Source organism: Psychrobacter sp. TS_SC_6, from assembly GCF_056156305.1.
In genome coordinates this window covers 2,193,436-2,215,387 of sequence record NZ_CM149590.1, presented here as the reverse complement: position 1 = coordinate 2,215,387, position 21,952 = coordinate 2,193,436, and the positions used below count along the sequence as shown (strand labels likewise).

Genomic DNA, 21,952 nt, shown 5'->3' with positions numbered 1-21,952 from the left:
AATGTTCTATAAAAAAAAGACCTTGCCACATCACGCGGTAAGGTCTTTTTTTATAACGATCTAATCTCAATTAAAACTTATAAAGCAACCCAAGCGTCGTCGTTGCATCCGTACGCGAGTCAACCATTGGACTGTCATATTGCTCATTTGGCAGATAACTTAAGCTTTGATTGGCAAAGCCCGCCCAGCGCTTACTGAAATCATAGTTGGCACTAACATTAATATAAGGATTCAAGCTTGAGTTGGCGGTATAAGCAGCGACGCCGCCCGTTGTTCTAGTTGACTCTGTATCGCTCACGCCGTAGTAGTATTGATTGTAGTCGGCATCATTGTACTCAAATCCAACGCTTGGATAGACCGTTAGCTTGTTTTTGCTAATTTTACCAATATAGCTTAAGCGGGCAGTATTACCGCCGCTACGATCTAAGATATCTGTTGCATATTGAGCACGAAAGCCACCAACCGGTGTCAAACGCGTATAGCTTAAGCCTGCAGCAGCAGAGGCTTTACGCTCATCAAGTTCGCTTAGTGCGCCAGTAGCATCATCAGGATCAAACTCACTGCCAGCGAGCTGAGCATAAGCAGCAAGCTGATTTTTGCCATCATTGATGATATAAGCACCTGCTTGAGCACCGCGTGCGTAGATTCTATTATTGTCATAGAACACCCCTGGCAATACTTTTATCTCGGTGCTTTCTTCCAAATCATAAGCAGAGTTGACTGCCATGACGTTGACACCGACGCTTAACTCAGCATCAGGATCTTTCGGTAGGTTTTTATTGAAGAGTGCTGCATTAGATAGGCTGGCTGCGCCAAGCATGACAGTAGCCGTCAACGTGCTAAGCAAAGCACGCTTAAAAGTAGGGGATAGCGATGATGATGTAAACATAATTTGTTCTCATAAATGATTGAAAAAAACAGATGAAGATAGAGAAATGTGCAAGATTCTTATTACGTTAGAGCCAGTTAAAAACAAAAGGGGTGTAGGCTAAACAGTGCTTTGCTCGATGGCATTGAGCACTTCTATTAATTGCTGATGGATATCTTGCCACCACCACATAAAGCCAAGGCTAATCAATAACATCACAACCCACGGCAGCAACTGCCAAATAAGCACAGATTTAATGGCTGTGCTTTTCTCATTCAAGGTTTCGTTAGGAGTAGGGCGAATAGGATTGGTAGGGTTAACAATTACGTTTGAGTTTACACCACTATTATTATCCACATGACTCTCATTATGCAAACTATCATGATTTAAATGAGGGTTGGTTGAATGAACATCATTATCAAAGTCAGTGACGCTATTCACTGGCGTATTAATATAAGTGGTGTGATATTCGTTTTGTTGCTCACTTTGATAATGGGGTAAATAATCATTCTCGTAAGTGGCAATATTCTGTATGACAGCTGCCATACGTTGACGATAGGCAATCGCAAAAGCCAGTGCAATGATAAGACCGGTAATCGCACCGCCAATGTGACCAGCATTGTCGATACCCGGCACTGCAAAACCATAGACTAGGTTGATGCCCATAATAAATATCAGGCTTTTAAGATTCAGCACCATGCCATTGACTGATATCTTAAATAGTGCAGCAATCAATAACGCCGCGCCAATACCCATGATACCGCCTGATGCGCCTGCAGATAATCCGGCTTGTCCTGTCCCGTCCACAATACCTTGCCATGTGACGTAATTATTCAGTAAGTTGCCACCGATTGCTGCCAGTAAAAATAGCGCCAAAAACCTCGCTGAGCCAAACATCGGCTCGGCAATTTGCCCAAAAAAGTACATGGCAAAACCATTAAACAGTAAATGCATCAGCCCAATATGCAAAAACGCACTGCTGACCAAGCGCCATGGCTCATTATCCATAGTAAAAGGTAAGGCATTGGCACCCCATTTTATCAGCGCTTCAGTTGAAGGATTATTGGCATCGACACCCGTTAATACCTGCATGATAAATAGCCCAATAAAGCTGACTAATAACACAGTAGTGATAGGCGCTGTCTTTAATAATTGTTGAATGGTCATAACATCTAATTATCAATAAAAAATTATCAGTACAGTATAAAGGGTATAGATAGTATAAAGAAAGCGACCAACAACTCTAAGCAGCTATCTTATCTATACTTACCAGCGCATCGGCGCTACGTAAGGCAAGGCAGTTTTAAGATGCTCGTAAGTACCTTTGACTAAGATATCATCGCGCACTTCATTGATATCGGTATGACCGCAAAACGCCATGCTGATATCACATTCGTTATAAATCAGCTCAAGCGCTCGACGGACACCATCTTCGCCATACGCGCCAAGACCATAAAGAAAAGCGCGACCAATCATCGTGCCATTGGCTCCTAAGGCCATCGCTTTGAGTACATCTTGCCCAGAACGAATACCGCTATCGAGCCAAACTTCAATCTGACTGTCTTCAGCACGCACGGCTTGTACAATATCGGATAGAGATGAAATGGAAGAAGGTGCGCCATCCAATTGGCGTCCACCATGATTGGAGACCACTAGCGCATCGGCACCGCTACGAGCTGCCAGTACAGCGTCTTCTGGCTCCATGATGCCTTTGATAATCAGTTTGCCACCCCACATGTCTTTAATACGAGCGACATCATCCCAGCTCAGGGCCGGATCGAACTGCTCAGATGTCCATGCGGATAGCGATGAGATATCTTCGACGTTTTTGGCGTGACCGACGATATTACCAAAGGTACGGCGGCGGGTTTGGAGCATATTCATACACCATTCCGGCTTGGTCATCAGGTTTAAGATGTTGGCAAGCGTCGGTTTAGGTGGCGCAGATAGACCATTTTTAATGTCTTTATGACGTTGACCGAGTACTTGTAAGTCGGCGGTCAGGATGAGCGCTGAGCAATTGGCTTCTTTAGCGCGGCGAATCAAATTGGCGATAAAGTCCATATCACGCATCATATATAGCTGAAACCAAAACGGCTGGCTGGTATGGGTGGCGACATCTTCGATAGAGCAAATACTCATGGTCGAGAGTGAAAACGGTACGCCAAAATTCTCTGCTGCCTGTGCCGCGAGGATTTCTCCGTCTGCCCACATCATGCCAGTAAAGCCTGTTGGCGCAATCGCAACCGGCATTTTTACGGGCGTGCCCAACATTTCGGTGGCAAGCGAGCGTCCTTCCATATTGACCAATACCCGCTGACGCAGTTTGATACGGTCAAAGTCGGTTTCATTATTGCGATAAGTGGTCTCAGTCCATGAGCCTGAGTCGACATAATCATAGAACATGCGAGGCACTTTGCGCTCAGCAACCCGTCGTAGGTCTTCAATTTCAGTGATTTTGCTCAAATCTTTCATGGGTTCTTCCTTGATGCTTATTGGGTAACTGTTTATTAACTACGATATTGGTGTGATTAATATTTTGTCGTTAATCATTGAATGATATTAACTTAACCGTGACATAGAACTGACGCTATCATAGTTAGTATAATAGCGTCAGTTCAAGTGCTGAGTGCGGATTCAAAGATTTACTAGTACAGCTAACTCATGTTAAGTAGCCGTTTTTTTACTCGTGATTGCCATGATGCCAAAAAATGCGATTGGCCAAATGACAGCCAATATCCACCACCACATTTGACCGAAAATAATACCCATACCGATCAATCCTGCCTGAATCACATAGTATGTCATTGCGACTAAGGTTTTGCGAATAACATAGCCTTCTTTATCCATCAGACCAACCACCGCGCAAGCAGCAACGACGTTATGTACCGCAATCATATTACCTGCTGCGCCACCGACCGCTTGCAGTGCTACTACTTGTGCAGCAAGGTTGGCATCTAAGCCGATTTGACTGGCGGTTGACCACTGAAAGTAAGCGAACATCATATTACTGACGGTATTTGAGCCTGCAATGAACGCACCCAGTGCGCCAATCCACGGAGACACGAGTGGCCATGTATTTTGAAATGCACCAGCGGCACTCTCAGCCAGTAAGATTGGCATAGCGGGTAGCGAATTTGCGACTTCAGCAGCTGACCCAGAGTTGATGAATACTTGTACCATCGGTACCGAAAACAGCAAGGCTGGTGCGGCAGCTACCATGGTTTTTGCAGAACTACTCCAACTACGTTTGACGGCTTGTCCGTTCATTTTGAACAACAAGATAGAGATTAGGGCAACAATAATTAGAATGATACCTGGAGAATAGGCAAGTTGGATTTTACTAGAAATAGTGGTACCAAAAAGATTGGTAAATTGTATAGTGGTCAAATCTCCAGTCAAAAATGCCTTCAGCGGTGCAATGACTCGAGTGATGATTAGTAGACCAATAACGATGAGATAAGGAGAAAATGCCCGAACCAAAGAAAATCTTGGTGCAATGGAATCATCAAACTTTTCTTCAGGTAACGAGCCGAGCCAGTCTTTATCCCATTTAGCGCGTGGCGCAAAATCAAAAATCTCTTTAGGCATCAAAAAGCCGCGCTTTGCTGCAGGAAGCACAATCATAAGACCGATAAAACCGCCGACCAATGATGGGAACTCAGGACCTAGGTATTTAGCCACTAAATAATAAGGAACGGTAAAGCAGAGACCAGCAAAAATTGCAAAAGGCCATACTTTGAGCCCTTCAACGAAGGAGCGATTCTTACCAAAGAACCGAGTCAAAAATCCACTCAAAAGTAACGGAATTAGAAAACCCACCAGCGCATGTATCAGACCGATGTTACCCGCAATTTGTAATAGATAGTTTTCAGTTGAGAGTGGCACAATCGCTTGCGTTATATCTGGCTTATCATTGATACCAGTCCAAACGCCAAGTAATACTGGCGTACCAACGGCACCAAATGATACGGGCGTCGACTGAATAATTAACATAGCCATAACTGATGCCATCGCTGGGAAACCTAAAGCGAGCAACAACGGTGCACCGATAGCAGATGGCGTACCAAATCCTGATGAGCCTTCTATCAGCGAGCCGAATAACCACGCCACAATGATAACTTGAACGCGTCTATCGGGCGAGATGTCCATAAAGCCTTTACGAATAGCGACAATAGCGCCCCCTTCCTTCAAAGTATTCAGCAATAAAATAGCCGCAAATACAATAAATAAAAGCGTGAGTGCGACGATGATACCGTTTACAGTAGCGGCGGCGACTTGGGCACCACTGGCTTGCCAAACGAACAACGCTAATAGCGCGGTTACTAAATAGGCAACGCCCATAGAAATCTTGGCAGGCAGCCGCAATATGACAAGTAAAACGAGGACGACCAAAATAGGCGCTAAGGCCAAAAAAGTGTACATAATAAACCTTCCTTGGTATATGTAGTTGGAGTCATCTTTGAGATATCATTGAAGGATATTTCTTTTTTGTTTATCAGTATTAAGCCAAAAGAAGCCTATAGTTTTTTGGTGCTGCGGGCGTCATTCAAATGGCAGTAAAGAACTTATTTCAAAAATTAGCTGAGACCTTGAATCCTTTGTTACAGTGATTATCCTTACCGTAACTGTATTACAGTGACGGTATTTACTATTATTGCGCTTACTATGACTAAAAGCTGAATGACTGTTCTTTATAGTCTATTCAGCTCATGATGGCTTGATTGGTGAGGGATCTAACAATTCGATCCAATGCTTGACTGGGACGGACGCATGGCTGCCTAAATGCAATTGGCATCCGATATTGGCTGTCACAATCTGATCTGGGTTATCGATGGTAAGATCGTTGATTTTATTGGTGAGTAGTTGCTGGCTCAGCTTAGGCTGAAGGAGCGAGTAAGTACCAGCAGAGCCGCAGCATAAATGTCCGTTTTGGGTTTTAGAGAGCTTAATCCCAGCGCGTTGCAATATCTGCTCAACATGACCGCCTAACTGCTGAGCGTGCTGTAGCGAGCAGGGGCAGTGGACAGCGGTCTTGCGATTCGTCTGTTTTACCACCAACTTTTCTAGGTCTTCTTTGATTAGAACTTCACTCAAATCTTGGGTCAGTGCACTGATACGCTTAGCTTTAGCCGCATAAGCGTCGTCATGTTTGAGTTTTTCGCCGTATTCTTTGACCATCGAGCCGCAGCCTGAGGCGCTGATGACAATGGCTTCCGCCCCAGATTCGATATATGGCCACCATGCATCGATATTGCGCCGCATAAACGCAAGACCTTCTTCATGGGCTGGCATATGATAGCTCACAGCGCCGCAGCATCCGGCATCTGGCGCAGCAATCAAGCTGATGCCTAGCCTATCAAGTACTCGGGCGGCGGCATTGTTAGTATTGGGGGTGGCAGAAGGTTGGGCACAGCCCTCTAGCACCAGCATTTGACGCGAGTGTTGCTGTGATGGTCGCGGACGGGTGATTTGCTTAACAGGGACTTGGGCTTTTAAGTCGCGAGGTAAAAAGGAGCGAAACAGTTGCCCGAGTTTTAAGAGAAACCCAAATCGGTGCGGATAGGGCAATACCTTTCTGATAAGCCAACGTTTGAGTCTTTGATTGGCAGGTCGCGACAGTTGTTCTTCCATAATATCGCGGCCGATTTCAGCCAAGCGGCCATATTTTACCCCAGAGGGGCAAGTGGTCTCGCAGCTACGACAAGTCAAACAGCGGTCTAAATGAAGTTGGGATTTTTCGCTAACATCACCAGTTTCAAGCATTTGTTTTAGTAAATAAATACGGCCGCGAGGACCGTCACGCTCATCGCCAAGCTCTTGATACGTGGGGCACGTGGCATTACAAAATCCACAGTGAACGCAAGTACGCAAAATATCATCGGCTTCTTGAATATCTGGGTGATCCAGATATTTTATATTGATTTGAGTTCGCATTACGACTTCCTTGTCATCGAGCCAATCTACATCCAGCTGTATAAACGATAGGGATTGAAAACACCATTCGGATCAAAGGCGTGTTTGAGGCGTTGGTGGAGCTTTTGCAGCGCCTCAGACTGAGTATGAAAGACCTCCTGACGCCTGTCACCACCGCGATAAAGGCTGACCTGACCACCTGCAGCCTCAGCGAGCGCTTCTAATTTGTCCACGGTAAAGTCGCCACGAAGCCAGCGCTGTGATCCCCCCCAATCAATCAGCCAGTCTTCTTTTGGTAGCATATGCACAGCGCTACTTTTTATAGAAAACCGCCATAATGAGGACGCGTCTAAGAAATAATCCAATTGCTGCTCACGAAGCATTGACCAAAACGCATCTGTATCCTCTAATGTCGCGCCTTGCCACTGGTTGACAGTACTGTCTACCGCACTTCGCGCGCCTGCCAAGCGCAAATATAAATGATCGTCAAACCAACACGCCCCCGTTAAAGGTTTAGATTGCCCTGAGAGGCGGTTCATGGTCTCAATAGCCTTTGCAGCGTCCATTTCCTGCTTGACAGTCACAGTGGCGGCAGGCTTAGGCATGACTTTTAGACTGACTTCAGTGATGATACCCAAGGTGCCCATAGCGCCTGCCTGCATCCGTGAGACATCATAACCGGCGACGTTTTTCATCACCTGACCGCCAAAGCGAAGTTCTTCTGCATGGCCATTAATCAGGCGAATGCCTAAGACATGGTCTCTTATTGAACCGCTCCAAGGTCTTGCTGGACCTGATAAATGACAGGCCAAGGTCCCGCCCAAGGTTGCTTGTCCGTCAAATGCCGGTGGCTCAAACGCTAAGCACTGATTGTGTTCTGCTAAGACGCTATTAATCTCAGTAATAGAGGTTCCAGCACGAGCAGTCAGCACCAATTCGATCGGCTCATAACTGATGATGCCTTTATGCTCGCGAAGACTGATGGGATCGCCTATTGGCTCACGTCCCATAAACTGCTTGCTGCCCCCGCCCATGATTTGTAGTGCTGTGCCGTCGTGGCTGGCTTGTCTTACCCGCGCAATCAGCTCTTGACTAATATCTGTCATGCCAGATCTCCTCGCTGTGGTTGAGAGTCATGGTTGTGCTCAGGTCTGTCAAGGGTACGGTACTCTTGACAGCGCTTGAGCACTGGAATGCCCTTACCTGGATTTAACGTACCAATTGGGTCAAAGGCGTGCTTGATTGCATGAAATTGTGTCAGTTCTTGATCGTTAAACTGAATCGTCATTTGGCGGATTTTTTCGACGCCAACCCCATGCTCACCAGTTATGCAGCCGCCTACCTTGACGCAAAGCTCTAAAATCCGGCTGCCAAATTCTTCAGTGCGCTCAAGCTCTCCTGGGACATTGGCATCAAATAAGATAAGCGGGTGCAAATTGCCGTCCCCAGCATGAAACACGTTGGCGACGCGCAGACCGTATTGATCTGAGAGTATTTGCATTTCGGTTAAGACATGGGCAAGTTGGCTACGCGGAATGGTGCCATCCATGCAGTAGTAGTCAGGGGATATTCGTCCGACGGCAGGAAACGCCGATTTTCGACCTTTCCATAATAAGGCGCGCTCCGCCTCACTTTGCGAGACACGTGTTGTGGTTGCGCCAAGCTCGATAAACAGCTGCTCAACCTCTGCAATCTGTTCTTGAACTTCCGCCTCGCTACCATCTAACTCACACAGCAGCAAAGCTTGGGCGTCAATTGGGTAGCCTGCATGGGCAAACGCTTCGGCGGCTATGATGGCAGGACTGTCCATCATCTCAAGTCCGGCTGGAATAATACCTTTGGCAATCACGCCGCCGACCGCGTCTCCTGCGGTTTGAACATTGTCAAAAGCGGCCATGATAACCTGAGCCTTTTCGGGGCTAGGTAGTAGCTTGACCGTCACTTCTGTAATTACCCCAAGCAGCCCCTCAGAGCCGGTAATCAGAGCCAACAAATCAAAGCCATTGCTATCGAGACCTTCACTACCAATAGTGATGAGATCCCCTTCGACTGTGACCATCTCAACCTTTAATAAGTTATGAGTGGTCAGACCATATTTGAGACAATGGACACCGCCTGAGTTTTCGGCGACATTGCCACCGATGGAGCAGGCAATCTGTGAAGAAGGGTCTGGGCCATAATACAAGCCGTATTGACTTGCCGCCTCACTAATAGCAAGGTTGCGCACGCCTGGCTGCAAACGCGCGCTACGGGAAAGAGGATCAATATCAAGGATATGTTTAAATCGGGACAATACCAATAAGACGCCATCAGGGTTGGGCATCGCGCCTGCACACAAGCCCGTACCGGCACCGCGCGCCACCACAGGGATTTGATAGCGATAACAGATTTGCATAACCTTGCAAACTTGCTCAACAGTTTCTGGGAGCACCGTAATGAGGGGCATATCGCAATATACCGATAGGCCATCACATTCAAAAGGCTTTTGCGTCTCCTCATCATTGATCACGTACTGAGGCTCAATAAAATCGCGAAACAGCTCTGCTAGAGCAGCTTTATCAGGTCTTTGGCTCTGATTCATGGTGGCATTCCTTTGCTCACTAAACGGTCGACACTCACTGTAGTATTATACAGATGACCTCAAGCTTATAATAAAAAGGGAAAGATTGGCTATCAATATATAGGCTAAAATTGAATAAAATGATAGATAATGTTTTGAATTGGTAGGAATTAAGCTTGTTTGTGGCTGTGTTGAATAAGCGAGCAGGGCTGTCAAAGTTACGATAAACGCTGTAAATCCAGTACTGAAAATGGATAATCTAAGCGTTTTGTCGGTGTCAAAATGACAGGGATCGTCGTCGCAAAGGCCATCATAAGCGGCTCAGAGAAATCGGCAATATCGACAGGCTCATAAGTAACGCGTTGCACCATTTGTAGCTGTGTCATCAGCTGTTCAGCAATAGTACATAAATGACAACCTGAGGTGCCAAGTAGCCACCATTTGGTCATATTTTCAGGAGAACCAAGCTCAGGTTTTTCTTCAATCATATGAGCACGCAATGTGCTTATATTATTATTCTCGTACATAGCTACCCTCTTATATTAACCCTAAATGCAAAACTTACAAATCCAACGTTCTTTTTTGCTGATTTTTTACGTGTACTCATGTGACATGATAAAGAAGTGGGGTAAATAATGACAGCGATTGTGAGATTAGGTAAGATGAGCTGCTATTTATAATTGCTGACCTATATTGCTAGGCTAAGCGCTCCTTACTTTCTCTAACTATATTTCAATCACTTGGACAACACCCATGACAAGTTTTGGCACATTTATCAAACGACTATTATTGGCATTCATGGTGTTGGTCGTCGCATTCCATGTGTTGGTTGCAGGGCTGCTATTAATTTGGAAAACACAGCCGATCAATAACAGCATGTTTATGCTCACTCATCGCATTACGGGCGGGGATGTTAGCCAAACTTGGGTTGAATATGACGCGATTGCCAAATCTGCCAAACAAGCGGCGATTGTCAGTGAGGATTCGACGTTTAGCCAGCACAGCGGCTTTGATATAAAAGGCATTAAGGCGGCACAGAAAAAGAACGAAGAGACGGGGAAAATGTCAGCGGGCGGCTCAACCATCACTCAGCAATTGGCCAAAAATCTATTTTTGACCTCGCATCGCTCTTATACCCGAAAAGCTGAAGAGGCTGTTCTCACCATAATGATTGAGACATTATGGGATAAGCAGCGGATCTTGACCGCGTATTTGAATGTAGCAGAGTTTGGCAACGGTATCTATGGTGTCGAGGCTGCCGCGCAGCATTATTTTGATAAATCGGCAAACAATCTAAACCGTGATGAGTCTGCGCTCTTAATAGCTATGCTGACCAATCCAAAATACTATCAAGACAATCAAGGGGACAAGCGCTTGCGTAATAAGCAGCGCATCATCAAAAAGCGTATGAAAAATGCCGTATTGCCACAGTCTGCATAGGCGTACTGTCATTGAAAGTAAACACGGCAAAGTCTGTTTACGGAACAGCCTCACAGCCTATTTTTAAAGTAACAATCCTAGAAAGTATGGTATAAAAGCAAGGGCAGAATCAGATTGTTATAAAAATAATGCTAAGTTGATAATGGTGAAGGAGTATAACGTGTCAGAGATGGATAATACCCAGAATAATAATGAGATTACTGATGTTATTGAGGTGGATATTGATACAAATGACGAGGTCAATATAAACGGTGGCACTGATAATAATGTCCAAATAAGTACTCCCTCTACTAGCCTTACTCATTCAAATGGTAATAAAGCATTAACCGAGATTGATTGGCAACGTTCGGAAGAAGGCAATTATTCACCCAGCAGCTATATCAATCGTGACTTGTCTTTATTGCAGTTTCATCTGCGGGTCTTGGCACAAGCGGCAGATCCCCACCATCCTTTGCTTGAGCGTTTATTCTTTTTAATGATTTTTTCCTCCAATATCGATGAGTTTTTCGAGATTCGCGTTGCTGGTATCATGCAAAAGCTGAATCTGGGAGATGTGTCGACCAGTGTACATGGTATGCGTCCTAGTGAAATTCTTAATAAAATATCAGCAGTGACTCATGACGCCATCGCTGAGCAATACCGTATTCTAAATGAAGATATCTTGCCAGCACTGGCACTTGAAGATATTCGCTACCTAAAGCGCGATGAGCTCAATGCTGAGCAATCTGCATGGATGAAGCGCTATTTTACTGAGCAAGTATCGCCGGTATTGACACCTATTAGCATTGATCCTGCGCATCCATTCCCGCGCTTGGTGAATAAAAGCTTGAACTTCATTGCGACTTTGGAGGGCAAAGACGCCTTTGGTCGCGATATCAATTTGGCTATCGTACCCGCGCCGCGTAGCTTGCCGCGCGTGATTCGTTTGCCTGATGAATTAACTGGTGGCAAAGAGCACCATGTGATGCTATCAGCGATTATCCATGAGCATATCGGTGAGCTATTCCCTGGTATGAATGTCACCGGCTGTCATCAGTTTAGGCTGACGCGTAATGCGGATTTGGACTTGGCAGATGATGTTGATGACATTGCCAAAGCCCTAGAAGGTGAGCTTGAAAACCGCCGCTTTGGTGATAAAGTGCGGCTTGAAGTCACCACTGAATGCCCAACACCAATTAGTGACTATTTGCTCAATGAGTTTGAGCTGCATGACAATCAATTATATCGTGTCAATGGACCGGTGAACCTAACGCGGCTGCTGTTTGATTTTAATATCCCAGCGCTGCGTTATCAGCCTTTTACACATGTAATACCAAAACCGTTTCGCCGCGACGTCGACAAGCTTGATAAAGCAACCAGTATGTTTGCCGCAATGCGTAAAGGCGATGTCTTGGTGCATCATCCGTTCCATGCGTTTTCGCCGATTATCAATTTACTTTGGCAAGCTGCCAGTGATCCAAAAGTATTAGCGATTAAGCAAACGCTTTATCGTTCAGGTACCAATTCAGAAATTGTCAAAGCGCTAGCTGCAGCAGCACGTAATGGTAAAGAGGTGACAGCAGTCATTGAGTTACGCGCGCGTTTTGACGAAGCGTCTAATATTGCTGTTGCCAACTATCTGCAAGAGGCAGGGGCGGTAGTAGTCTACGGTATTGTCGGCTACAAAACCCATGCTAAACTCATGCTCATTGTGCGCCGCGAAGATGAGAAAATGCGCCGTTATGTGCATTTAGGCACGGGTAATTATCACGCAGCAAATGCTAAAGTCTATACCGATTATGGATTATTCAGTGCGGATCCTGATATCTCAGAAGACGTCCACAAGATATTCCAAGAGCTAACCGGCATGGGCAAACCTGCCAATCTCAAAAAGCTATTGCATGCACCATTTACTTTGCATGATAAATTGATGAGCTTTATCGATGATGAGATTACTCATGCCAAGGCGGGCAAGCGCGCTCATATTATTGTTAAAGTAAACGCCTTAACCGAACGTCGTTTGATTGATAAACTATATGATGCGTCACAAGCAGGGGTCAAAATTGAACTGATTTTGCGCTCCATATGTTGTCTGCGTCCGCAAGTGAAGGGTCTGTCTGAGAACATCACCGTACGTTCTGTTATCGGTCGTTTTTTGGAGCATACTCGCATCTATTATTTCTATAATGATGGTGATGAGCGCTTGTACTGTGGCAGCGCCGATTGGATGGATCGTAATTTGTTCCACCGTGTAGAGGTAGCGTTTCCGATTGAAGATAAAAAATTGTCTAAGCAAATTTATCAAGACGGACTGTTGAGTTACCTTCAAGACAATAAGCAAGCGTGGATACTCAGCGGTGACGGTAACTGGCAACGAACCAAGCCAGCGTCAGATGAAGCGCCTCACATTGCCCAAGAGCATTTATTAAAGGTGATTAATCGTGTTGGCGAGCCGGTGTAATTGTTTTGTTTATTAGCGGTTATTAAGGCGATTAATCTCATTTAGTATTTTTAATGGTATCCACTTTTTCCAACAAATATAACAGCCAAGCATAGAGATTACTTCTTGCTTGGTTTTTTTTAGCCTACCAATCTTACTTTCTGGTTACAAACTGTCTGGTAAGCTCACACTTATTCACATATTTATACGGCAGTACACTGGTGAACGTATCAAATTTATTCCTATAATTAAATAGATGTAAACATTCACCCTTATAAAGTATTTCAATAAGAAAACAGGATTTCACCATGAGTCATACCAACAACAATAGCTCAGATATCAAAAAAGCCGCTGAGCAAGCAGATAGCCAACAGATTGAGAAAAATTTAGAAAATGGCAAGCCAGTTGATGTACCAGAATTATTAACAGAAGAAGAGCAAACCTCTTTTATCAACGATGACTTACGTACAGACAAATAGTTAGCAAAAAATTATTGAAACCCATATTAATAAAGCGAGCGAGGGAAAAGCCATGTCACATGATAGTCAATCAGACAATATTCAAACTACCAACATGCACCCAAACAATGAAGAGCCTGTATTCGTCGACGATCCAGCGAAGCTACATCCAGATAATCCATCGGACAGTTATGAAGGTCGTAAGTACAAACCCGAAATTGACGGACCTCAGCAGAAGTCGCAGGAGACGGATGAGATATACGCTGACCCACGTAAAGAAGAAAATCTGCCTCCAGGTGGCAAAAACGTTGGTGATCTAAACGCTTATGATCTATCCCAAAAAGGCAATAAATAGTTTTCCATCGTCGTGACTCTCTTAATTCTCATATAAATGATCATTGTTAGACGTCTGATGAAGAAACAAAAAGAAAGATACATTAAAAATAAGGATATTACGATGGAAACCAAAGATCCAGCATTAAACAAAACGCCTATTAATCGTAGTGATGCTCATACCGGCGACACGTACGCGCGCACAGTCGATACCATCGCAGCCGATGATAGGACAGAAAAAAGCACCGAGACATTTCAAGAAACAGTCATTGGTACCAGATATGTGAGCGATGATATCGAGCATGGCGACCATAGACATGAAGACATTCATCATAATAGTCATAACATGATGTCTACCGACGATAGTATTGAAAATCATACCACTATTAATAAAGGAACAGATACGTTCCAAGAGAATGTGGTAGGATCTGAGCATGTCAATGATGGCGATAATGCTGCCCGTCAGCCAGACCGCCGCGATCAAAAGGGCAATGCTTTTGATGATGGTATCAATGAACATACCACTATTGATCAAGGGGCCAAAAGCGAAGGCATAAACGATTTAGATCGCTATGCAAATATTGATAATGCCCAAACCCGCGTGTTAAATTCAGATGGAAAAGATTTTTAAAACATTTAGACAATTCAGATAATTTGAAAAAGGTGTTGCAAGTACTGACGTACGATACGTCGCTTGCAACACCTTTTCTTATTTACTCACTATATAGTCAGGGAAAAGCAATATCGATACATAACATACTGCTGATATCAATTTTTCTTGCTTGCTGTGCCTACGCAGACAGAGGCTGCAAAAAATTTATACCAGCAGTACCGTAGCGTTTTTAAGGTATTTTAACTATAGACTTAATAAATTAGAGAGTAGCAGGATTGCCGCTATGAAAACGCAGCTCAGTATCTGGAGTTGATATCAGTTCTGCTTCTACTTCTTTAAAGAACGCCACACGCTCATCGATATTGTCTTCAGACAATGACTGCGCCAGTGCCAGATAATCCTCAAAATGACGACTTTCTGATTTTAATAAATAACGATAGTATTTTGCCAAACGCTCATCATGGATAACCTCAGAAAGTGCCGCAAAACGTTCACAAGAACGTGCCTCGATAAATGCGCCAATGATAAGCACATCTACCATAGCAGCGGGTTCATAAGTGCGTTTGTGCTTTAGCATCCCTTTGGCATAGCGTCCAGCACTTAGATATTTCCATGCTTGCCCGCGCTCATTCATAATGCCGAGCACTTGCTCATAGTGCAGCATTTCCTCACGTATCAATTGTGCCAATTTACGCTGCAAATCATAAGAGAACTCATAGCGAAAGATGAGATTCATTGCGGTACCGGCGGCCTTTTTTTCACAATTGGCATGGTCTTGAATAATCAGCGGTAAGTTATTAACAGCGGCGTTGACCCAAGCTTGGGAGGTACGTGCGCCCAAGAAATCAAAAATAGGCGATAAATCCACCTTTAGTGGCGTACTAAGTTGGGTGATAGACATGATATCAACGCTATCACTACTGTTATCTTCAGAATCTATTACAGGTTGATTCCCTACCGTAGTTGAAGGCTCAGATTGAAAATTAGAAATAGTTTTAGGCATAGATGCATTTTCTTGGTTTATGGTCATGGTTTGCTTGGACTTTATCGATGAGTGGATTGATAAAATAATGAAAAAAAGTAGATATATACGCGCGATATATATTTAAACTCTTCAAACTACTTCGATATGATAGATAACCATTACGCATAGAGTAATATCGTAATGATTACTTACAGTTTATACTTGTGAGTAATTTAGTAAGATAGCAAGGTAATCGTTGATGGCGCATACGGTATATAGACTATCATTTATCTACAGCACAAGCATTTAGTTACTAAATGGGGTTTCCTTGTTTATTACCTTATTTGGTAGTAGGATAATATTTTGCTTTTAACGTATTTTGTCTTACTATTGATTGTCAGCTGATAGCAGATAGTCAATAGTATATCAACTATCAATCGCGTCTCAAAATCTAAGGTTTATAGCCTATCTTTATGTAAAACCTATCTAGATAATACAACGTTAAGCACCGCTCAAATAATGACGGCCAATGTAACGCAGCAGTAAATTTACTTGGCTTGTCGCTTATTTATTACTTTGTAACCCTGCTTTATGCACCTTTTTGCATGAATGTGTACATGGACGAGGTATGTTTTAGCAGCCCAGTATCAACAACTCTAACAAACAGATAAGGATAACAGTATGAGCCAGTCTTCTAATGCCAATCGTGTTCAAAAAGGCATTCTTGCCATTGATCAGCAGCTGTTCAATTTTATCGAAAATGAAGTGCTGCCGAAAGTCGGTATTGATTCAGACGGTTACTGGTCAGGTTTTGAAAAGGTCATCAAAGAGTTTACCCCGCGTAATAAAGCACTGCTTGCAACGCGTGCTAAGATTCAAGGACAGATTGACCAATGGCACCTGCAACATCCTACCAAAAATGGCGACATTGATTATCCAGCGTACAAAGCATTTTTACAAGAAATTGGCTACCTATTACCAGAAGGCGAAGCGTTCAGTGTCAGCACAGAAAACGTCGATGATGAGATTGCCCGCATTGCAGGACCGCAGCTGGTAGTACCAGTACGTAATGCCCGCTATGCGTTGAACGCCAATAATGCGCGTTGGGGCAGTCTATATGATGCTTTATATGGCACCAATGTTATCAGTGATGAAAATGGTCAGGAAGCAAAAGGTGGCTACAATCCAACACGTGGCGCAGCCGTCGTCGCTTATGCCAAAAAATTCCTAAATGAAAACTTTGCCTTAGCATCAGGCTCCTATAGCGATGTAACAGGTTTTAGAGTCGTTGATGGTAAGCTTGAGATTGCGCAAGGCGATAGCAGCACGCAACTAAAAGATGCCGGACAGTTTGCAGGTTTTGTAGGCAACGCTGATAGTCCTAGTGCTGTGTTATTAAAGAACAATAACTTGCATGCTGAGATTCAAATTGATGGCAATCATCCTATTGGCAAAGATGATCTTGCACATATTAAAGACGTGTTATTAGAATCGGCGCTGACCGCGATTCAAGATTGTGAAGACTCCATCGCTGCTGTTGATGCAGAAGAGAAGGTGGAAGCGTATCGCAATTGGTTTGGCTTGATGAATGGCGATTTGCAAGAAACCTTTGAGAAAGGCGGCAAGACCCGTACGCGTAAACAGAATTCTGATCGCGAATATACTACGCCAGAGGGTGATACGCTGACCTTGCCAGGTCGCGCGCTTCTATTGCTACGTAACGTCGGACATCTCATGCAAAATCCATCGATTTTGGTAGATTTAGGCAATGGTCAAGAAGAAGTTTTCGAAGGTTTAATGGATGGTTTGATTACACCATTATTGTCATTGAATGATTTAAAAGGTAAAACCGAGTTATCAAACTCACGTAAAGGTTCAATGTATATTGTGAAACCAAAAATGCATGGTCCTGATGAGGTAAAGATGGCGAATGACTTGTTTAACGCCTCAGAAGACCTACTGGGCTTAGAGCGTTATACGATAAAGATCGGCATTATGGATGAAGAACGCCGTATGACGGTCAACTTAAAAGAAGCCATTCGCCAAGCAAAAGAGCGTGTTATTTTCATCAATACGGGCTTCTTAGATCGCACAGGTGATGAGATGCATACCAGTATGAATGCCGGTCCATTTGTCCGTAAAGGCGATATGAAGTCGCAAACGTGGCTGCCTGCTTATGAGCAGTGGAACGTCGATATCGGTCTTGAAGTAGGTTTACAAGGTCACGCGCAGATTGGTAAAGGCATGTGGGCAAAACCTGACGAGATGCAAGAGATGATGGACACCAAGATTGCTCATCCACAGGCAGGTGCCAATACGGCATGGGTACCATCCCCAACGGGCGCTACCTTACACAGCATGCACTATCATCAAGTCAATGTCGCTGAGGTTCAAGATAGCCTGAAATCACGTGCGCGCGCTAGCGTAGATGATATCTTAACCATTCCATTGGCAACAGATACCAATTGGACTGAAGAAGAAAAACAGCAAGAGATTGATAACAATGCTCAAGGTATCCTAGGCTATGTTGTACGCTGGGTAAACCAAGGCGTCGGTTGCTCTAAAGTACCTGATATCAATGATGTCGGCTTGATGGAAGACCGTGCGACATTGCGTATCTCAAGTCAGCACATTGCCAACTGGTTACATCATGATGTGGTCAGCGAGCAGCAGGTCATGGATACGATGAAACGCATGGCTAAAATCGTTGATGAGCAAAACGCTGGCGATGCTGATTATCAACCAATGGCGACTGACTTGGACAACTCCTATGCCTTCAAAGCCGCGTGTGATTTGGTGTTTAAAGGTCGCGAGCAGCCAAGTGGTTATACTGAGCCATTATTGCATCAAGCACGTCTAGATCTAAAAGCCAGTGCTGGCTGCTAAAAGCTAAAACAAGACTGAATTTAGCAATAAGCACCCTTTAAGTGAGGTAAATGACTGCCAATAAAAGAGGTAAGTCATTGTCCATCTGTCGCACTGTTGATTGCCAAAATTTTTAGCGTTCCTGATTTCGTTCGTCATTCTCACCCTTATTCGTTTTAAACGAGTAGGGGTGTTTTTTTGTCAAAATTTTCTTTAAGGCAAAACCTTATACAGAGGATGGGTTTGAAAGTTTTTCCCAACTAAAGCTGCAAAAAAATGTTGCAAATTATGTCAAAGTTGTTATGCTTGTAGCTGAAGTATGAGTTTGGTAACGGATGTTACGCAACAGAGCGATAAAGACCAAAGTTTACATGGCAGTTACTTTTTTAATCCCAGTTATGTAAGTCATGGTTTTTTTCATCTTACGGTAATAGAACTTCGCCACACTTGTTTCTGACTAATCTCGGTAGCCAGTTACACATTATATCTTTGAGGATTTGTGACGATACCATTTTGGGCACCGGCTAATAATAGCTCGCTCATTACTAAAATTGTAAAGTGGAGATACCCCCATGAAAAAACTACTTTTAGCTACAGCAATCGCTGCTCTATCTGTATCTGCAGCCAATGCAGCACCAACTGTTTATGGTAAAGCTTTTTTAGCGGCTGACTACGTTAATACCGATTTTGATTCAAATACAGGTTCTCCTGCTTTCAATTATGATGAAGATGAAGTACAGATCAACTCTCATGCTTCGCGTATTGGTATCAAAGGCTCTGAAGCCATGACTGCTAACACTGATGTTATCTATCAGTTAGAGTATGGCACGCGCATTGATGGTGATAGCAATGGTTTCACTAACCGTGATACTTATCTTGGTGTAAATAACAAACAGTTCGGTGAGTTCCGTGTTGGTAAAAACCAATCAAGCCTAGCTAGCATTGACAACGTAGTTGTTGGTCAAGGTTACTGGGATAACCTAGGTACTACAAGAAACGAAAACGAAGCTGTTGACGCCTTAAACATGGCTGATAGTAACCGTATCCCAAGTTCAATCATCTGGACTGCACCTAAGTATAATGGTCTACCATTACAATTGACAGCAATGTACAGCTCTGATGATGCAAACGGTAACGACAATGCAGGCTTTGGTGTTGCTGCTATGTTTGATCAAGGTACTGGCTTCACCGCTGGTCTAGCTTATGACAAAGATCAAAACATCAATGGTGATATTATCCGTGGTACGGCTACTGTAGATTTAGGTAAATTTATCGCAGCTCCTGTAACACTAGGTGCTCTATATCAAGTAGCTGATTATGACGGTGTTGATAACTCAAGCAACAGTAAAAAAGAAAAAGGTTTAATTGTTAGCGGTCAAATGGGCTTAACCAACTTTGCCCGTCCAGCTTCTATCTATGCTCAATATAACAACACTAGTAATTTGAACGGTTTTGAAAACTCTGATTCAGACCAAATCGTTGTTGGTGGTAAATACTTCTTTAAAGACAACATCATTATGCATGCTTATGCTGGTATGAATAAAGCTGATAATGCTGGTTATGCATGGACTGATAGTTCAGAAGAGAACGACCAATTAGTTCGTACGTCTGGTGATTCTGAAATCATCGTAGTTGGTACTGGTCTAGAATACAAATTCTAATCTAACCATTAGAATCTGAATAAAAAACTCATCCTTCGGGGTGAGTTTTTTTGTTATGGCTTTTTTAATGAGTGAGTAAGTTATAATAGCTGAGTGTTTATAGCAGACAAACGCTAAAAATGCAGAGTTTCAAATAGTTTGTGCTTTTGCCCTATATTTTTTGACGTATTTTTAGTAAAATCCTTCTTTACCAATTACCGACAGAGTACTATGACCAAGTTTATATTTGTGACCGGTGGGGTAGTGTCCTCACTAGGAAAAGGTATCACCGCAGCTTCCCTTGCTGCTGTCTTAGAAGCACGTGGCGTAAACGTGACCATGACTAAGATGGATCCGTATATCAACGTTGATCCAGGCACGATGAGCCCGTTTCAGCATGGTGAGGTATTCGTAACCGAAGATGGCGCCGAGACAGATTTGGACTTGGGCTATTACGAGCGTTTTTTACGCCATTCAAAGATGAGCAAAAGCAACAACTTCACCAGTGGTCGCATCTATCAAAATGTCTTAAATAAAGAGCGCCGTGGTGAGTATCTTGGTGGTACGGTGCAGGTGATTCCGCATATTACGGATGAGATTAAGAGCAAAATTCTTGCCAGTGGCGAAGGCTATGATGTCGCTATCATCGAGATTGGCGGTACCGTCGGTGACATCGAGTCGTTACCCTTTATGGAAGCAGTACGCCAGATGCAAGTCGAGCTTGGTCGCAATCGTGCCATGCTGATGCATCTCACGCTGGTGCCTTATATCGCCAGTGCAGGTGAAACTAAGACTAAACCAACGCAGCATTCAGTCAAAGAGCTGCGTTCTATCGGTCTGCAACCTGATATCTTGATTTGCCGCTCTGATCATCATATCTCACAAGACAATCGTCGCAAGATTGCACTATTTACCAACGTTGAAGAGCGTGCGGTCATTATGTGTGAAGATGCGCAAAGTATTTATCAGATTCCACGTACCTTACATGAACAAGATCTCGATGATTTAATCTGTGAGCGTTTTGGTCTTGATTTACCAGAAGCAGATTTGAGCGATTGGGATAAAGTTGTCGAAGCGCAGCTGAATCCTGAGTCGACGGTAACAGTAGCCATGGTTGGTAAATATGTTGAATTACCAGATGCCTATAAGTCAATCAATGAAGCATTGTTACATGCCGGTATTACTCATAAATCCGACGTCAAAATTGATTATATCGATGCTGAACGTTTAGAAGACGATGACAGCTTACTAGCGCAACTGCATAATGCTGATGCCATCTTAGTGCCAGGCGGCTTTGGTGAGCGCGGTACGATGGGTAAGATCAAAGCCATTACCTATGCTCGCGAAAACAACGTACCTTATTTAGGTATCTGTTTAGGTATGCAGCTTGCAGTGATTGAATATGCGCGTAACGTGCTACATATCGATGCCAATTCTTCTGAATTTGATCGTAAAACTGCTGAGCCTATCATTGGCTTGATCACCGAATGGTTAGATGAGCGCGGCGAATTGCAGATTCGTAGTGATGATTCAGACCTTGGTGGTACGATGCGTTTAGGCGCGCAGCAAGCTGAGCTGGTCGCTGGTAGTAAGCTTGCCCAAATCTATGGCTCGACCAATATCACTGAGCGTCATCGCCATCGTTATGAGATGAATAACCGTTATATTGAGCCATTAGAGCAAGCAGGTATGACCATATCAGGGTATTCTGCCAAGCAGCACCTAGTTGAGTCAGTTGAACTTGCTGATCATCCATGGTTTGTTGCGGTACAGTTCCATCCAGAATTTACCAGCTCGCCACGCGGTGGTCATCCATTGTTCAATAGCTTTGTAAAAGCAGCAAAGAACTATAGAGAAGCGAAATAATCGTTAACTT

17 protein-coding genes are annotated in these 21,952 nt (G+C 43.9%); 8 read left to right on the top strand and 9 right to left on the bottom strand.

All coding sequences use genetic code 11. The features are described from left to right. Window positions 1-70: 70 nt before the first annotated feature. From AC0J5Y_RS09370 to AC0J5Y_RS09335, 8 genes are all read right to left on the bottom strand, one after another. Entirely contained in the window at window positions 71-889 is an 819-nt protein-coding gene (locus AC0J5Y_RS09370; RefSeq protein ID WP_475130434.1) for a MipA/OmpV family protein, read from the bottom strand. A gap of 99 nt (window positions 890-988) precedes the next feature. Then, window positions 989-2,035 (bottom strand): rhomboid family intramembrane serine protease, encoded by a 1,047-nt coding sequence (locus AC0J5Y_RS09365; RefSeq protein ID WP_475130433.1) that lies wholly within the window; start codon window positions 2,033-2,035, stop codon window positions 989-991. A gap of 99 nt (window positions 2,036-2,134) precedes the next feature. Beyond that, window positions 2,135-3,343, bottom strand: a complete 1,209-nt coding sequence (locus AC0J5Y_RS09360) for an alpha-hydroxy acid oxidase (RefSeq protein ID WP_475130432.1) — start codon at window positions 3,341-3,343, stop codon at window positions 2,135-2,137. Window positions 3,344-3,535: 192 nt separating this feature from the next. Beyond that, window positions 3,536-5,293, bottom strand: a complete 1,758-nt coding sequence (locus AC0J5Y_RS09355; RefSeq protein WP_475130431.1) for an L-lactate permease — start codon at window positions 5,291-5,293, stop codon at window positions 3,536-3,538. Window positions 5,294-5,578: 285 nt separating this feature from the next. Then, entirely contained in the window at window positions 5,579-6,805 is a 1,227-nt protein-coding gene (glcF, locus tag AC0J5Y_RS09350; protein WP_475130430.1) for a glycolate oxidase subunit GlcF, read from the bottom strand. A 26-nt stretch (window positions 6,806-6,831) separates the two neighbouring features. Beyond that, the gene (glcE, locus tag AC0J5Y_RS09345; protein ID WP_475130429.1) at window positions 6,832-7,890 is read right to left on the bottom strand and encodes a glycolate oxidase subunit GlcE; all 1,059 of its coding nucleotides are present in this window, start codon (window positions 7,888-7,890) and stop codon (window positions 6,832-6,834) included. Next, complete coding sequence (locus AC0J5Y_RS09340) at window positions 7,887-9,365, bottom strand: FAD-linked oxidase C-terminal domain-containing protein (RefSeq protein ID WP_475130428.1); 1,479 nt, start codon at window positions 9,363-9,365, stop codon at window positions 7,887-7,889. Before AC0J5Y_RS09340 ends, glcE begins: the two co-directional genes overlap by 4 nt. A gap of 197 nt (window positions 9,366-9,562) precedes the next feature. Continuing rightward, window positions 9,563-9,871 carry a glutaredoxin family protein gene (locus AC0J5Y_RS09335; RefSeq protein WP_475130427.1) on the bottom strand — a complete coding sequence of 103 codons (309 nt, stop codon included), beginning with the start codon at window positions 9,869-9,871 and terminating at the stop codon, window positions 9,563-9,565. Between the two features lie 226 nt (window positions 9,872-10,097). Here AC0J5Y_RS09335 and mtgA point away from each other — a divergent pair, with 226 nt between their 5' ends. From mtgA to AC0J5Y_RS09310, 5 genes are all read left to right on the top strand, one after another. Continuing rightward, window positions 10,098-10,784: a monofunctional biosynthetic peptidoglycan transglycosylase gene (mtgA, locus tag AC0J5Y_RS09330; protein ID WP_475130426.1), complete on the top strand. Its 687-nt coding sequence runs from the start codon at window positions 10,098-10,100 to the stop codon at window positions 10,782-10,784. Window positions 10,785-10,953: 169 nt separating this feature from the next. Then, complete coding sequence (gene ppk1 / locus AC0J5Y_RS09325; RefSeq protein ID WP_475132144.1) at window positions 10,954-13,224, top strand: polyphosphate kinase 1; 2,271 nt, start codon at window positions 10,954-10,956, stop codon at window positions 13,222-13,224. Between the two features lie 287 nt (window positions 13,225-13,511). Then, window positions 13,512-13,682, top strand: a complete 171-nt coding sequence (locus AC0J5Y_RS09320) for a hypothetical protein (protein WP_475130425.1) — start codon at window positions 13,512-13,514, stop codon at window positions 13,680-13,682. A gap of 52 nt (window positions 13,683-13,734) precedes the next feature. Further along, entirely contained in the window at window positions 13,735-14,016 is a 282-nt protein-coding gene (locus tag AC0J5Y_RS09315; RefSeq protein ID WP_475130424.1) for a hypothetical protein, read from the top strand. A 102-nt stretch (window positions 14,017-14,118) separates the two neighbouring features. Continuing rightward, window positions 14,119-14,625, top strand: coding sequence for a hypothetical protein (locus tag AC0J5Y_RS09310; protein ID WP_475130423.1), 507 nt, complete (start codon window positions 14,119-14,121; stop codon window positions 14,623-14,625). A 241-nt stretch (window positions 14,626-14,866) separates the two neighbouring features. Here the strand turns inward: AC0J5Y_RS09310 and AC0J5Y_RS09305 are convergent, their stop codons facing one another. After that, entirely contained in the window at window positions 14,867-15,508 is a 642-nt protein-coding gene (locus tag AC0J5Y_RS09305) for a MiaE family protein (RefSeq protein ID WP_475132142.1), read from the bottom strand. 744 nt (window positions 15,509-16,252) lie between these two features. Between AC0J5Y_RS09305 and AC0J5Y_RS09300 the strand changes: the two genes are divergently transcribed. The 3 genes from AC0J5Y_RS09300 (at window position 16,253) to AC0J5Y_RS09290 (ending at window position 21,942) form a co-directional block, all read left to right on the top strand. Beyond that, complete coding sequence (locus AC0J5Y_RS09300) at window positions 16,253-18,457, top strand: malate synthase G (protein WP_475130422.1); 2,205 nt, start codon at window positions 16,253-16,255, stop codon at window positions 18,455-18,457. A gap of 551 nt (window positions 18,458-19,008) precedes the next feature. Beyond that, window positions 19,009-20,097, top strand: a complete 1,089-nt coding sequence (locus tag AC0J5Y_RS09295) for a porin (protein ID WP_475130421.1) — start codon at window positions 19,009-19,011, stop codon at window positions 20,095-20,097. Window positions 20,098-20,307: 210 nt separating this feature from the next. Then, the gene (locus AC0J5Y_RS09290; protein WP_475130420.1) at window positions 20,308-21,942 is read left to right on the top strand and encodes a CTP synthase; all 1,635 of its coding nucleotides are present in this window, start codon (window positions 20,308-20,310) and stop codon (window positions 21,940-21,942) included. Window positions 21,943-21,952 lie beyond the last annotated feature (10 nt).

Coding starts and splice junctions, on each gene's coding strand:
- AC0J5Y_RS09370 (WP_475130434.1), bottom strand. CDS start 889: ATGTTTACATCATCATCGCTATCCCCTACTTTTAAGCGTGCTTTGCTT.
- AC0J5Y_RS09365 (WP_475130433.1), bottom strand. CDS start 2,035: ATGACCATTCAACAATTATTAAAGACAGCGCCTATCACTACTGTGTTA.
- AC0J5Y_RS09360 (WP_475130432.1), bottom strand. CDS start 3,343: ATGAAAGATTTGAGCAAAATCACTGAAATTGAAGACCTACGACGGGTT.
- AC0J5Y_RS09355 (WP_475130431.1), bottom strand. CDS start 5,293: ATGTACACTTTTTTGGCCTTAGCGCCTATTTTGGTCGTCCTCGTTTTA.
- glcF (WP_475130430.1), bottom strand. CDS start 6,805: ATGCGAACTCAAATCAATATAAAATATCTGGATCACCCAGATATTCAA.
- glcE (WP_475130429.1), bottom strand. CDS start 7,890: ATGACAGATATTAGTCAAGAGCTGATTGCGCGGGTAAGACAAGCCAGC.
- AC0J5Y_RS09340 (WP_475130428.1), bottom strand. CDS start 9,365: ATGAATCAGAGCCAAAGACCTGATAAAGCTGCTCTAGCAGAGCTGTTT.
- AC0J5Y_RS09335 (WP_475130427.1), bottom strand. CDS start 9,871: ATGTACGAGAATAATAATATAAGCACATTGCGTGCTCATATGATTGAA.
- mtgA (WP_475130426.1), top strand. CDS start 10,098: ATGACAAGTTTTGGCACATTTATCAAACGACTATTATTGGCATTCATG.
- ppk1 (WP_475132144.1), top strand. CDS start 10,954: ATGGATAATACCCAGAATAATAATGAGATTACTGATGTTATTGAGGTG.
- AC0J5Y_RS09320 (WP_475130425.1), top strand. CDS start 13,512: ATGAGTCATACCAACAACAATAGCTCAGATATCAAAAAAGCCGCTGAG.
- AC0J5Y_RS09315 (WP_475130424.1), top strand. CDS start 13,735: ATGTCACATGATAGTCAATCAGACAATATTCAAACTACCAACATGCAC.
- AC0J5Y_RS09310 (WP_475130423.1), top strand. CDS start 14,119: ATGGAAACCAAAGATCCAGCATTAAACAAAACGCCTATTAATCGTAGT.
- AC0J5Y_RS09305 (WP_475132142.1), bottom strand. CDS start 15,508: ATGTCTATCACCCAACTTAGTACGCCACTAAAGGTGGATTTATCGCCT.
- AC0J5Y_RS09300 (WP_475130422.1), top strand. CDS start 16,253: ATGAGCCAGTCTTCTAATGCCAATCGTGTTCAAAAAGGCATTCTTGCC.
- AC0J5Y_RS09295 (WP_475130421.1), top strand. CDS start 19,009: ATGAAAAAACTACTTTTAGCTACAGCAATCGCTGCTCTATCTGTATCT.
- AC0J5Y_RS09290 (WP_475130420.1), top strand. CDS start 20,308: ATGACCAAGTTTATATTTGTGACCGGTGGGGTAGTGTCCTCACTAGGA.